Below are 12,975 nucleotides of genomic sequence, written 5' to 3'. Positions count from 1 at the left end.
GGCGCCGCACGACGCGGCGCCGTGGCCAATCACGCCATCTTGAGGGCGCGCATGTACTCGGGGTTCTGCACGCCTCCGCCGACCCGCTTCGTGGTGTAGAAGTGGACGAACGGCTTGTTGGTGAAGGGATCGCGCAGCACGCGAATGCCGATGCGGTCGATGACCAGGTAGGTCGCGGCCATGTCGCCGAACAGGATCGGCACCAAGCCGGTCGCGACGTTCGGCATGCCCGGCACCTCGATCACCGGATAGCCGGCCAGGGTGGAAGGTTCGCCGGCAACGTAAGTCGGCTGCCAGATATAATTTCCTTGCCCATCCTTGAGCTTACGCAGGCGGCCGAGGGACGAGCGGTTCAGATAGAACTTCGCCATGCCGTTGCGCTCGCTCGGGAGCGAATAGACGAGGTCGATGATCTCGTCGGTCGTGATCGCCGCCGCAGCAGCCGCAGTGGTGAGCTGGATCGCGCCGAAGGGGTGCTTCGCCGCATTCGCCGCACCGGTGACGTAGGTCAGGATGCCGTCGGGCTTGTTGACGCCGTTGCCCGACAGGAACGCGATGTTCTCCTGAATGGAGAACTCGCCGTCGACCTCGTCCGAGAGCCACTGCTCGAGGTCGATCGCCACGTCGTCGAGCGCGGTCTGGGTGATCGCCGGGTTGGCGTAAAGCTCGCCCGTGTTGAACGTCAGCGAGGTCAGGCCCGGGGTGGCGGTCGCCGGCCGCGCCGCCGTTTCCCCGACCCAGCCGGAGCCGATCACGCCGTCGTTGTAGACGCGCGAGAAGCCGTTGCCGCTGATCGAGATGACCTGCGCATTGGCGCGGATCGGCGACAGCAGCTTGAGCTTGTTGGTGACGGTGCGATCCCACTCGACCGGCGCGAGATAACCGCCGTCCGCCGCGGTGCCGACCGACATGGCCGCCGAGACATCGCCGCGGCGCATGTGCGCCTTGAAGGCGGCCACATATTCCGGGTTGGTCGGCTCCATGTCGCCGGGCGCGCCGCCGAGGCGGTTCGCGGCGATGAGGGTGGCCTGCTCGTCCAGCGCCTTCTCCAGCTCGACCAGCGAACCGTTGATCTTGTCGAGCTTGTCGTTGACGACGACGTCATCGGCCTTCTTGCCGAGGTTCGCCTCGATGGTGCCCTTGAACTCTTCCCAGCCCGCCTGGATCTGGGCGATCAGCGCGGCGGGATTGGAGGCGTCGGCGCGGGGTGCGGCCGCCACGGCACGCGGCACAGCGACGACGGCACCGGCCGCAAGAAGCGCGGCGGTCGAATAATGCTTCATTCTGGTGCTCCCTATGAGCGGGTGGATGCTGCCAGACGGGCGAGCGCGCCCATCAGGTCGGTATCGGCAGCGCCCGGCGTGCCGTCAGGCTCAGTGGCAGCGCCTGGCGTGCCCTTGAGGTTCTTGATGCGGGCGCGCGCATCGCTGCGCGGCATGCCCCCGGCGACGAGCGTCAGCTCCATCGCGCGAATTTCGTTGATCTCGCGGTCGGCCGCCTTGGCGTTCTCGTCGACCTTGATCTGGTCGGACGGCAGCAGCGCATCAGCGAAGCCGCGCTCGATCGCAACGGTCCCCGACATGTAGGTCTCGGCATCCATCCAGCGCGCGACCTGTTTGCCCTCGGCGCCGGTGCGAGCGGTGTAGACATCGACCATCGCTTGGTCGAACGGCGCCAGCCATTCGGCCGTCTCCGCCATGTCGTGCCGATTGCCGACCGCCATGACCCAGCAATTATGGATCATCATGAAGCTGGCGGCGCCGATCTCGATCGTGTCGCCGGCCATCGCGATGATGGAGGCGGCGCTCGCGGCCATGCCCATGATCTTCACGGTGATCGGCTGCGGATGCTCGCGCAGGACATTGTAGATGGCGATGCCCTCGAACATGTCGCCGCCCGGCGAGTTCAGATGCACCTCTATCGGCTTGGCGCCGATCGCCCGGAGCTGCGCGCCGATCTTCTTCGCCGTGATGCCGCCGCCCGACCAGAAATCCTCGCCGATGATGTCGAACATGGTGATGACGTTGTCGTCGATCGCCAGCGACCGAACGCCGGCGCCGTCCTCGGACCAGCGCTCCAGCACGTTCGGCTTGGTCAGCGCGGACACGGTGCGGTCGCCCGGCAGCGGCATGGCGCCGGGGCGCTCCTTCGCAAACACCGGGAAGCGGTTGGCCATGTTACTCTCCATCGGCCGGCGGGGTGGCCGCCGTCTGGCCCCAGGCGGGCTCATCGCCGCCGGGGATCTTGTTCATGTTCATTTTCTCGCGGGCCTCGTTGGGGACCATGAAGCCAGCCGAGCCCGGCCCACCGAGCGCCTTGGACAGGAACTCGGCCTGTTCCTTCAGCGAGCCGCGCAACAGGGCGCCCTCGTTGAACTTGGCGAAAAAGACATCGCGCTCCGAATCTGCCAGCAGGTCGCGAGCAACCGCCTCTTCCCAGGCAACGAACCACGGAAGCAGGCAGTAGGTGACCAGGAAGAGGCCAAGCTGCTCGATGCCGCTGCCCCAGCTCGTCTCATCGAACATCAGCAGCGGGCGCGGCACTCCGGTGAAGCGGGAGACCTCCTCCGCCTGATACTTGCGCTGCTCCAGCCCCTGAGCGTCCTTGCCGCTCATCCCGAACGGCGCCGGCTCCATGCCTTCTTCGGCGACGATCCACTTACCGGCATTCTCCGGGCCAGCGTGCCGCCGTTCGAACTGATCGGCGAGGTTTTGGATCGCCTCGGCGCTGAGCTTCTTGGGGTGCTTCAGCACGCCGCCGACGTAGGCGCCGTGGCGCATCAGGCGTGACGCCGCACTGTCCGCGGCCTCGGCCAGTCCAAGCGCTTCAGCCGCGACCTTCAGCAAGCCCTCGCCGTTGAGCCCGTTCATCGACAGCGGCGCGCGGAGGTGGAAAACCTCGTCCTGCGACAGTGTAACCCGCTGACCGCTTGGCCGCGTCCATTTGAACGTCTTGCGCCAGTCGTCAGACAGGGTGACCTCGACACGGCGCGGATCCATCGGGATCAGCGCAAGGATGCGCCCACGCGACCGGACCTTGTAGGCGTACCCATCGCCGTGCAGCAGTGCCTTCGCCTGCATGAAGCTCTTGAACTCAAGGGGCGTCTGGTAGCTGTTCGGCTTCGCATGCAGCAGCCCGAACACAGGATGCTCGCGCGCCTTCCGGTGATCGCCGTCCGCCTCGCGCTCGAACAGGTGGAGCGGCAGCATGCCCACCGCCGACGAGATCAGCGTGACGGCGCGCGAGAACGTCGCATTGCGGAGCGCGCTGCGCTCGGTGACGGTGCGCCCCGCCGCGTTGCCCAGCCCGTCGCGCAGGAAGTCCGGCAGGTTGGGGTCGTTCAGGTCGAGCGTCGCATATGCCTGTACGCCGGGCGCCACGGCAGGGGGCGTGCCAGCGGCCGGAGCCGCGATCTCACCGCCGAGCCACGTCGAAATGCGATCGATGATGCCGGCCATCAGAAGGTCAGCACACCGCGGGTTTCATAGACCGACGGGCCTTCCACCTCCGGCGGCAGCATCATCGGGGCGATTCCGTTGATCATGGCGTCTACCCCGTCGATCTTGTTGCCGCTGTTGGCCGCGACCTTCTTCGGCAACATCGAACCATCGACGCGGCGGTCGACGACCGCATTGCCGACCATCCATGTCATCACCGGGTTGCCGTCGTGCCGAAGCTGGTGCGGACCCGCCTTCGTGCGCGCCTCGATCGCCTTCGACGGATCGGTGACGTTCGCGGCCCGCTTAGGCAGCAGCGCGGCGAAAGCGTCCTCGCCGTCGCCGAAATCCTCGTTAAGCCGTGCGGCCATCGCAACGGCGCTGTTCCACTGGTCGAACGTCGCGCGCCGGATCGACAGCGTGTCGGCCAGGAGCCGGATCTGATCCTCAATCGCGCGGTGGTCGATGAAGTCGCCGGGCGTCACGATCAGGTGACCGCTGTCCCGCCATTGCCGATAGAGCGCCAGCCGCTCGCGGTCCTGCGGCGATTCCCGTGTCAGCATCGCCTCGGGCACATAGAACCACGTCATGACCAGCAGGCGGCCCGTCGCGTCGAGCGCGCACAGCGCTAGCGCCGAGATGTCATCGACGTTCGAAAGGTCTCCTCCGAGGTAGCAGTCCAGCCCCTTGAAGTCGTCGAGCGTCAGCTCCGGATCACTGCATGCGATCCATTGCGAGACGTTCAACCATGCCGACGCCGCGCCCATCCACTGGTTGAGGCGCTTGGTGAAGAACTCTCCCTCCGACCCCGGCGACGCCTTTGCCGCGATCGCCAGGCGGCGCATCGCGGCGATGCTCGGCGTCACCGGCATCAGCGGATTGGCCTTGATCCAGTTGCGTTCGTCGTAAGGGTCGTCGCCCACCTTCCGCTCGGGCGTGAAATCCGTCGCCTTGTCGAGCGTGAAGATGATCGCGAAGAAGTGGTCCGCCTTTATCGAACGCTCGAGCACCTTCGCCGCATAGCCCCGCTGCTCGTAGCAGACGCCTTCGAGAGAGAAACCGGCGGTCGTGATCTTCCAATAGAGCGGGTTGCGCCGCGAGCCGTCGGCGGAATGGATGACGTCGAACAGGTCGCGCGTCTTGTGCGCGTGCAGCTCGTCCAGCACCGCCACGTGCGGGTTGTGGCCGTCCTGCGTCGCGCCCTTCGAATTGATCGTCTGGATCTCTCCGCCGTTGCTCTTGATCGTGATCGCGCGCGCCCAGACGTCCACGTCGAAAGCGTCGAGCAGGTCGGGCGTCCGCGCCGCCATCAGGCGACACGGTTTGAACACCTTGAGCGCCTGGGCGCCGGTAGTGGCGCCGATCAGCGCCAACGGCCCCCGCTCGTCCTCGCAGCAACTGCAGTAGAGAACCACGCCCGCCGTCAGCGTCGACTTCGCGCCCTTGCGCGCCATCTCGATGTAGACGTCGGTGAACCGGCGGAGGCCGTCCTCCTTGCGCCGCCAGCCGAACACCGTGGTCAGGATGAAGATCTGCGCCGGCTCAAGGTCGATCAGGCCGCAGCGCTCGTGATGCTCGCCCTTCTTCGCTCCGGGGCAGGTGCACCAGTTGCCCTCAACGTGGGGCAGCTTCTCGATGAAGTCGCAGACGTCGTTGGCGTGCCAAGGGTCGAAGTAGAATGCGAACGCCGCCGACTTCGACCGCTTCAGGTCGTCGAGATGCCGTTGCGCCGCCTGGCGGACGAACTTGCAGTGCTTAACCTGCTTCTTGTCTGCCGCCGCGGCCTTCGCATAGGCGAGGCCGATGGCGGCATAATCACGCGCGTGCTCGGTTTCCGTTTCGGGCGAACGGGTTGCCGCCGCGCTTCGTCGGGTCATCAGCCACCTTTCCGACGCGGCTCTTCCGGCCGGCGATGCCTAGCAGCTCGGCCATCTGGCGCTGCGTGGTCAGGTAAGCGGCCGGAGGCGGATCGCCCTCCGGGTTGGCGAATGCCTTGCGGATCAGCGCCTCAAGCGCGCAGTACCGCGCGAACAGGCTGCTATCGATCTCGGTGACCCCGACCGCCATCACGCGGCCGATCTCCTCTTGCCACACCTCTTCCGCCTCGGCTGAAAGATACTCGGGCATGAGTGGCGGATCACCCGCCACGATCGTCTCCGTTTTCACGCCATCGCGCACCGGCTGGAAAGTCCCGCGCGCCAGCTTGACCGACGGTGGCTCAGCCTTGGGGCCTCGCTTCATCGGCGACCTCCGAATTTATCTCGCACCCAAAGTTTAATCTGCACGCGCGAAAAAAGAGGTTCCCGCGCGGTCCTGAGACGAGCCGCCCTAGACTTTTGCCCCGCCCCCCGGGGGTGTAGCGCCGCGCCCGTAGCTGAACACCTTTTCAAGCACGCTGTCCATCCGTCTATCGCGCGCCCGCTGCTGGAGCAGCCGATGGACTTCGGCCAGCCACTTCTTGCTCACCGTCACCTTTGCGTTCGGATCACCTTCGGCGGCACGTGCCAGTGCATCCATGTCGATCATGAGATGACTACCTTGCCGCCGGCCGCGGGGACATCGCCAATCCAGCTCACCTCAACCACGCCAGCGATCGTCTCGGTCAACGCCGCATCCTTCGCCGCATTGAGCGTGACGTGGTCATTCTCATCAACGACGAGGCGATCGACTGTGCCGGCATCGATGTCATAGCCGATGACAAAGCGCTGCACGACACCATCAAGCACAATGTTCAGCCATGGGCCGATCTCTACGATCGCGGGCGTGAAGCGGGGATCGTCCTCTTCGATCGATGCGGCCCGCGGAATCTCGATCAGCAACATCAGATCGCGACCGGCAGTTCAATGCCCATCGCGGTGAGGCGATCAACCGTGCTCGCAATGCTGGCATCCAGCGCCGCGGTGACTTGCGACTGCACCTGAGACGACACGGTGTTATTGATCGCGTCCTGTACCGCGGGCAGCGCGCCGGCAATCTGGATCACGGTCTCGTTCACCCGCGCCCGTGCATCGGCAAGCTGCTTGTACGTGCCCACCAGCATAGCGGCCTCGGCCACCTCATCGAACGTCATGGCTTCGTCCTTCCTGCAGCAGCCTCGCGCGCTGTCTTCGCGTCCGAGCATGGCCGACATAGCGGCTGGTAGTTCGACCGCTCGCCCGAACCGCCCTGCGCCAACGGCACGACATGGTCAGCGATCACCGCGGCGGTGACGCGGCCGTGCTTCCTGCACTCACGACAGAGCGGCTCATCCCGCAGCAGCTCAGCGCGGATCCGCTCATGCTCGCGGCCATATCCGCGCGACTGGCGCGATGCGCGGCGGTTCCAGTTTGACTGTTTGCGGGCGGGCTTGGGGCGGAGCGCGGGCGGCTTTGTCGGCATATGGCCTCCGCTCCCGTCACTGGTAGTGGATACCAGTGATGCGCCGATGCGACGCCGGTCGCCGCTCTATCATAAAACGATTATAAGATGCGGGTCACAGATCGCTCGGATAGTGACCAGCCACACCAGATACAGAAACGCCTCGGCACCGCTTCCGGCCCGAGGCGCAATCTCAACGGTTTGCGTTATGCCTCATCGCGTGCCCCCGCGCAAGCTCCGCTTTGCCTGCGTTTGCAGGTACGGCTCCACGGCTTCGACCAGCCGCGCGAGAGCCGCCATGAACTGCTCCCGCACCATCGTCCGGTGCTTGCCCGATCGGGGCTGCAGCGTGTTGACCACGGACGGGGGGGCCTTGCCTTTGCCGAGTGTGATGCGCTGCACATCACGGCTGCCATATCGCGCCATGGCCACCTCGCTGAACGTCTGATCATGCAGGGCCACAGCCCGCAGCGTGTCCAGATTGGCGCCGATCTCCCCTTCGATGGTCCGCAGCGTGATGTTCGAGAAGGCAAGGCTTTCCATCCGCGCAATCGCGACATGTGATCCGCCGACACCGGAACCCGTTCCGATGTCCAGCGCACATTTCGTTTCGGACTGCTCGGATTCGTCGAACACGCGCCGGTAAAAGGTAAGCGCCTTGATCTGGCCCGTGCCGAGCCCGCTAATCGACGTGAACCGGGGCTGGCGCCGATAGGCGTGCCCGATGGTGATCGACGCGCCGCCAGCCTTCTTGTCGACGATATCGACTTCCTCAAACGAGCCGTGGCGCATCTGCTCCGCAGTCGGCTTCATCGGCTTCGCCCGTCCGACAGGCTGGACGTGCGCACGGCGGCTCATCGCCGCCATGGTCTCGATCGCCGTGCTGGGCCGGCGGACATCGATCACGTCTCGGGCGCGGTGCTTGGTCACTCGTCAATCTCCTTCGCCAAGCGGCGCAAATCATGCTCCAGGTCGGAGCGGTTCTCGAAATAGCGTTCGGGGTTTGACCAATCGGGGCGCAGGCGCCGAAGCCGGTCAGCGATCTCCCGGATGCGGTGCGGGGGCGCCCGCCCCGCTTGATCGTCGTCGCTCATCACGATCCCGCCCAGGCAGCCTCGATGGCCCGCAAAATCTCACGCACCACTCCAGCGGACATCTCGTGGCGGCGCCCAGTCAGCACCTCGGTTAGCAAGTTGGGACACGCGGCTTCCACCGTATCGACGGCGTCGACGAGATCGCTTGCAAGGGCGCCATTTTCGTTCTCATCGTCCGGGTCGTTCAAGCGCGCATCAATCAGCGCCTGAGCGCACGCCCGAAGAATGCCAGCGATTTGCCCAACCTGCTCACGACTGGCCTGGGAGCACTCTTCCGCCAGCCCGATCCGGTAGAGTCGCTTGTTCTCGGAATACAGACGCTCGATCGATGGCTCCACTGCCGGGCAGTCAGCCCAAGGCGCGAGATCCGCTGAGGCGCCATAACGCCAGGCGTGAAGGTCAGTTGGGAGGTTGGCCGGGCGTTCCGTCGCGATATGTGCGCCCTGCTGGAACCCACGCCGATACGCCCGCTCAGCCGCGCGGGAGGCAAGGATGATGATCATCCGCCGCTGATGCGGGTTCAGATCGCTGAACGCTCCGTCCGAAATCCCGGCAGTGATGTCAAAAGCCGATGACGGTGCATCGATGGTGGCAACTTCGTCGATCATTGTCCTATGTCCCATCACGCCCTCCCCGCCGCTTTGTCGGCTTCCAGATATTCCTGAACCGCGAGCCGCCTGTACGCCGCCCGCTCATCCTCGTCGGAGTTCTCGCGCCGAAGGCGGCCCTGGATCCATTCCACAGGATCGCCCGTCGCTTCGGCCTTGGCAGCGCGGATCGCCCTCAACACCCAATCGGGTCCGCGAGCGTTGCGCCACTTCCCGATGATGCTTCGCGAGGAACTGGCGTTCCGGCCGTACTGGCCAAGCAAGGCGACGCCCTCGTCGAACATCGCTTTCACGACATCGATCGGCGGCGCGTCAGCGCCCGATACGTTAGTATCGGAATATACTGTCCCGTCCCGTCCCGTCTTAGCCGTGACATTTCGTGTGACAGGAGGCGTGACAGGTGTGACTTTTTCGCGTGACTGGTCACGGACATGCTCGGTGACGAGAGCGCGTAGGTCACCTGTTGGAATGTTCCATGCCGGCGTGACGCCAACCGCAGCGAGATCCTCGAACATGCGCGATCGATCCGCGCGTTCCCGTGCCTTCCGCTCTGCCGAGGTCGTCCGCGCCTGCCGATCCTGCTGCCGCTTTTCCCAGGCGATCAAAGCCTGCTTGGCCAGCAGCGGGTGATAGAGCCGCCCGTCAGCGCACTTCACCCATCCGTGCAGCGCACCAGCGCGAAGCTTGCGCCACGACTTCACATCCTTTCCGAGATCCGCGAAGCGACACAGAGCCGTATCCTCGTCCGGCAAAGAAGCGGCCGGCACCTGTCCCCATGCAGCCCACCATAGCGTCAGTGCCGCGCGCCACTCGCTGTCCGTTGCGCGCGCGTTGAACTCGCTGCCGAACAGGTGATTGCCCAGCAGGGGCATATACTCCAGCCCGCGCAGATCGCAGTCCGGCGGCGTGAGAGGGTCGGGGAGCGCCGCGTCAGACATAGAAGCCACCATAGTCAGAAGGATCATGCTCGTTGCCGCGGACGGCCTGATATTTGCCGAAGAACCAGCCCAGCGCCTTGCCGGTCGTGCCGTGGCGCGACTTCGGAACGATGAACTCGATGCGGCCGAGGCAGGCGCGCAACTGTGTCTCCCAGTCCGTGTATTCGAGGCTGTCCCGAGGCTTCGTCTTGGGCTCCTCGTTCCTCACGAATTGCTCTTCGCGATGCAGCAGGATGATGGTCGATGCGTCCTGCTCGATCTGGCCGCTGTCGCGCAGATCCGCCAGTTCCGGCTTGTGCGATGCCCGCTTGTGCATGTTGCGGTTCAACTGCGAGAGCGCCATCATCACGACGTTCTCTGAACCTGCCAGCAGCTTTAGGCCCTTGCTGATCTCGGTCGCGGATTCGTAGGCTGACATTCCCGCGCGCGACGGCTGCATGAGCTGGAGATAGTCGACTACGACGAGCATCAACTCTGTGCCCTTCGCTTGGAACCGGCGGCGTTGCCGGCGGATCACGCGGCGCAGCTTGTCCACGGTCATACCCGCGGCGGGAACGACCTCGATCGGCAGTTCGCTCAGCTTCTCCGCGGTGCGCGTCATGCGCATCATGTGCTCGCCATCGAGCGACTGGTTGCGGATCCCGCGATGATCGACCGCCTGGCCGATCAGGGTAGAGGCGTCAGCGATGGCACGCCGGGCGAGCTGCACGCCGGTCATCTCCTGACTGATCATGAGCACGCCTTGGCCGACCTGCGCGACGCCGATCGCGTAGCTGCTGGCGAACGCCGTCTTGCCCATGCCGGTCCCGCCGGCCACGACTACAGTGTCGCTGGTCTCCAGTGTTCCAGTGACATCGTCGAGCGACTTGATCAGGCCGCTGCGCACGCCGTGGATCGGTTTACCCCAATCAGCGATGACCTGGGCGGCATACTCGCCGAGCGTGCCATGCTCCTCGGTTTGCTCCGCCTCGGTGATGACGGCAACTGCTTCGTCGATGTGGGTCGCCAGTTCGAGCAGCGGCACTTCGATCGTGCGCGCAGATGCGATGGCATCTTGGAGGCCAGCGACCAGCCGCCGACGCTTCGACAGTTCGACGAGGTGGTCGACATAGCCACGGATCCGGGATCGATCCCGCGATGCGTTGATATCGGCGCCAGACAGCCGGCCGAACATCTTGCCGCTGATCCAATCCTCATCCTCACGAAAGAAGGGTTCGAGCGTGATCGCTTCGACCCGGCGGCCGGAGGCATGTTCCGCAATCATTCGCGTGAAGATCCGGGCGTGAAGCGCGGCTGAGAAGTCCACCGCTCTTACCTCGTCTGCCGCCTGTTCGATCAGCTTGTTGTCGGCAATCAGTTCCTCGATCAGGTAGAGCTCGGCCTCGGGGTTGCACAGCGCGCGAATAGCCGACGTTGCCAGCGGCTCGATCGGCAGGGCGCCCCCCATCTCTTCATCAAAGGCTCCGCTCATTTGCGGATGCCCCGAAGCTGGTCGTTCCAGTCCTTGAACTCGGGCGCCGGGAACATGGTGCGCACGGCGAACCCGCGCTCTACAAGGGCCTCGCCAGCCTTCTTCACCGCATCGTGCCCGGCCTTGTCATTCTGACCGGCAATGACAATCGAGCGGACCTCAGGCGGGAACTGCACCTCCGGCATCATGGCGGTGCCGAGCGCGACCCAGACACGACGGTCAGGCATCTCCTGCGCCAGCGACAAGCCGTCCTCGGGGCCTTCCGTGATGATGACCTCGTCAAGAATGAGGTCACTGTTCGCCACAAGAGTCGCATCGAGCCGCAGCGCCCCGCCGCGTATGCGGCCCAGCGACTTCTTGGGCTTCTTCATGCCGGCCTTCGCGCGCCCACCCTTCGCAAGAAAGATGCGCTGCAGGCCGATGACCTCGCCGGCGCCGTCCGTCACGGCACCGATCAGCGCCGGCAGATCTGGACCGACTTCGCCGTTCTCCCGATCGATCCAGGCATAGACCCGTGTGAAGCGGATCGACGGCGGCAGCGGCATGATAATGCCGCGGCTGCGCGCGTAGACCTCGGCGGGCGACCCAGCCGCCGGCGACGCACCGTCCCAGATCCGGCGCGCCTCCGCAATGGCCGCCTCGCGTTCGGCCGCGTCCTCTTCCGCGCGGCGCGCCCGCTCCACCGGGTCGACCTCGGGATACGTGCCGCCCTCGATGTCGCGGAGCGCGTCCATGAACGACAGCCCTGCTTTCTTGACGAGGAACTTGATGACATCGCCAAACGCCCCACAGCCGAAGCAATAATAGGTCGCCTTCGCGTCGTTGACGCGAAACGACGGTGACTTCTCTTTGTGGAATGGACAGAGCCCGACCAGCTCCCGTCCGGCCCGCAACAACTTGGTATAGCGACCGACTACATCCGATAACGCGACGCGTCCGCGCGCCGCATCGACCCGACGCCGGAACGCGTCGTCGTCTTCTGCTTTTCGCCCCCGCTGCATTCTAAAGCGCCTGACCGTCAGGCACGGCGTACGAGACCAACGGGATTAGCCAGTCATTCGCGGTGAGTTCGCCATTACTGGCAGCGAAGATGCCTTGAAGCATTTTGCGGCCGGGTTCGCGCTGCCCTTTGGCGATCCGCTCGATCGTTCGCGCGTGCGGCGTTCCCGCCCGCCGAGCAAACTCTGAATAGCTAAGGCTCTCGCGCTTCAGATATGCCGAAAGCTTTTCAGCGCCCGTCCGGCTTGCCGGATCCGCAATCTCGCATGTCGTCATAGGGACGAGACTAGCCACTCTGGCTAATAGCCGCAAGAGGTTGTGCCAAATTACCGTCTAGCATGACTTGGCCATTTTGGCTAAGGGGCCGCGAACAGACGGAGCCGAAACAACATGAGTGACACTCTCCCAGTTGGTGCCCGCATTCGCGAGCTGCGCCGCGCGCGGGGTTTATCAATGGAGCAGTTGGCTTCGATGATCGAACCGACGACGCATTTCACGACGATCGCCAAGCTAGAGCGGTCGCAGCGGGCGATATCGGTTGAGTGGCTGGTGAAGCTGTCGAAGGCCTTGGGTGTGTCGATTGGCGACCTACTGGAGGAACCAGGGCGTCCAGCAGTCCGCATGGTGCCGGTGGTCGGAAAGATCGCCGCAGGCAACTGGCGCGAGGCGGTGGCCCATACTGACGAGATGATGCCGGTGCCAGGCGTCGGAGAAGCGTGTTTCGCCCTGCGGCCGGAGGGCGACAGCATGAATGAGATTTTCGCCGATGACGCATATGTCGTCATCGATCCCACCCAACCCGACCTTCTCGACGGCAAGATCTTTGCCGTCATGAATGGCGCTGGCGAGACGACCCTCAAGCAATATCGCGCCGACCCTCCGCGGCTAGTTCCACGGTCCACAAACCCCGAGCATCAGCCAATTATGTTCGGTCGGGAGCCTTTCACGGTGATCGGCCGGGTGGTGTTCCAAGCGACAAAAATGTGACGCCTAGCCCGATAGGCTAATTTTACGAGTTGACGGCTTTTAGCCTATGCGGCTAACTTTCCTTCACCGGGTCGCACTGACGTG

At 64.7% G+C, this 12,975-nt stretch carries 16 protein-coding genes and 1 pseudogene; 1 reads left to right on the top strand and 16 read right to left on the bottom strand.

Annotation, left to right across the window (positions count from 1 at the left end; translation table 11 throughout):
* Positions 1–29: 29 nt before the first annotated feature.
* The 16 genes and pseudogenes from NX02_RS28190 to NX02_RS28130 all read right to left on the bottom strand — a co-directional run bounded on the left by NX02_RS28190 (position 30) and on the right by NX02_RS28130 (position 11,906).
* Positions 30–1,283: a phage major capsid protein gene (locus NX02_RS28190; protein ID WP_025295510.1), complete on the bottom strand. Its 1,254-nt coding sequence runs from the start codon at positions 1,281–1,283 to the stop codon at positions 30–32.
* Between the two features lie 11 nt (positions 1,284–1,294).
* A complete protein-coding gene (locus tag NX02_RS28185; RefSeq protein ID WP_025295509.1) occupies positions 1,295–2,176 on the bottom strand; it encodes a head maturation protease, ClpP-related in 882 nt (293 codons plus the stop codon).
* A 1-nt stretch (position 2,177) separates the two neighbouring features.
* The gene (locus NX02_RS28180; RefSeq protein WP_025295508.1) at positions 2,178–3,458 is read right to left on the bottom strand and encodes a phage portal protein; all 1,281 of its coding nucleotides are present in this window, start codon (positions 3,456–3,458) and stop codon (positions 2,178–2,180) included.
* Positions 3,458–5,314 carry a terminase large subunit gene (locus NX02_RS28175; protein WP_025295507.1) on the bottom strand — a complete coding sequence of 619 codons (1,857 nt, stop codon included), beginning with the start codon at positions 5,312–5,314 and terminating at the stop codon, positions 3,458–3,460. The genes NX02_RS28180 and NX02_RS28175 overlap by 1 nt, the downstream gene beginning before the upstream one ends.
* Positions 5,253–5,678: a hypothetical protein gene (locus NX02_RS28170; protein ID WP_025295506.1), complete on the bottom strand. Its 426-nt coding sequence runs from the start codon at positions 5,676–5,678 to the stop codon at positions 5,253–5,255. Before NX02_RS28170 ends, NX02_RS28175 begins: the two co-directional genes overlap by 62 nt.
* Positions 5,679–5,765: 87 nt before the next feature.
* Positions 5,766–5,963 (bottom strand): hypothetical protein, encoded by a 198-nt coding sequence (locus NX02_RS28165; protein WP_025290925.1) that lies wholly within the window; start codon positions 5,961–5,963, stop codon positions 5,766–5,768.
* On the bottom strand, positions 5,960–6,259 hold the full coding sequence (locus NX02_RS28160) for a hypothetical protein (protein WP_025290924.1): 300 nt from the start codon (positions 6,257–6,259) through the stop codon (positions 5,960–5,962). The genes NX02_RS28165 and NX02_RS28160 overlap by 4 nt, the downstream gene beginning before the upstream one ends.
* Positions 6,259–6,507 carry a hypothetical protein gene (locus tag NX02_RS28155; RefSeq protein ID WP_025290923.1) on the bottom strand — a complete coding sequence of 83 codons (249 nt, stop codon included), beginning with the start codon at positions 6,505–6,507 and terminating at the stop codon, positions 6,259–6,261. The genes NX02_RS28160 and NX02_RS28155 overlap by 1 nt, the downstream gene beginning before the upstream one ends.
* Positions 6,504–6,815 (bottom strand): HNH endonuclease, encoded by a 312-nt coding sequence (locus tag NX02_RS31860; protein WP_084718140.1) that lies wholly within the window; start codon positions 6,813–6,815, stop codon positions 6,504–6,506. Before NX02_RS31860 ends, NX02_RS28155 begins: the two co-directional genes overlap by 4 nt.
* 192 nt (positions 6,816–7,007) lie before the next feature.
* The gene (locus NX02_RS28150) at positions 7,008–7,724 is read right to left on the bottom strand and encodes a hypothetical protein (RefSeq protein WP_047099870.1); all 717 of its coding nucleotides are present in this window, start codon (positions 7,722–7,724) and stop codon (positions 7,008–7,010) included.
* Positions 7,721–7,888: a hypothetical protein gene (locus NX02_RS32880; RefSeq protein WP_158014204.1), complete on the bottom strand. Its 168-nt coding sequence runs from the start codon at positions 7,886–7,888 to the stop codon at positions 7,721–7,723. Before NX02_RS32880 ends, NX02_RS28150 begins: the two co-directional genes overlap by 4 nt.
* Complete coding sequence (locus NX02_RS28145; protein WP_025295503.1) at positions 7,888–8,496, bottom strand: hypothetical protein; 609 nt, start codon at positions 8,494–8,496, stop codon at positions 7,888–7,890. Before NX02_RS28145 ends, NX02_RS32880 begins: the two co-directional genes overlap by 1 nt.
* A gap of 14 nt (positions 8,497–8,510) precedes the next feature.
* Positions 8,511–9,461 (bottom strand): hypothetical protein, encoded by a 951-nt coding sequence (locus NX02_RS31070; RefSeq protein WP_211258262.1) that lies wholly within the window; start codon positions 9,459–9,461, stop codon positions 8,511–8,513.
* On the bottom strand, positions 9,427–10,608 hold the full coding sequence (locus tag NX02_RS28135) for a DnaB helicase C-terminal domain-containing protein (protein WP_245648639.1): 1,182 nt from the start codon (positions 10,606–10,608) through the stop codon (positions 9,427–9,429). The genes NX02_RS31070 and NX02_RS28135 overlap by 35 nt, the downstream gene beginning before the upstream one ends.
* A gap of 24 nt (positions 10,609–10,632) precedes the next feature.
* Positions 10,633–10,881: pseudogene (locus NX02_RS34130) on the bottom strand (DnaB-like helicase N-terminal domain-containing protein); the annotation flags it as partial.
* Positions 10,882–10,901: 20 nt separating this feature from the next.
* Positions 10,902–11,906: a DUF7146 domain-containing protein gene (locus tag NX02_RS28130; protein ID WP_025295501.1), complete on the bottom strand. Its 1,005-nt coding sequence runs from the start codon at positions 11,904–11,906 to the stop codon at positions 10,902–10,904.
* A gap of 388 nt (positions 11,907–12,294) precedes the next feature.
* On the opposite strand from NX02_RS28130, the gene NX02_RS31065 reads away from it, so the two are divergent.
* Entirely contained in the window at positions 12,295–12,891 is a 597-nt protein-coding gene (locus tag NX02_RS31065) for a LexA family protein (RefSeq protein ID WP_084718138.1), read from the top strand.
* Positions 12,892–12,975 lie beyond the last annotated feature (84 nt).

Origin of the sequence: Sphingomonas sanxanigenens DSM 19645 = NX02, from assembly GCF_000512205.2 — a bacterium.
GTDB classification, from domain to species: Bacteria; Pseudomonadota; Alphaproteobacteria; order Sphingomonadales; family Sphingomonadaceae; genus Sphingomonas_D; species Sphingomonas_D sanxanigenens.
The sequence above is the reverse complement of the archived record's forward strand: the minus strand, read 5'-3'. Positions and strand labels throughout refer to the sequence as shown.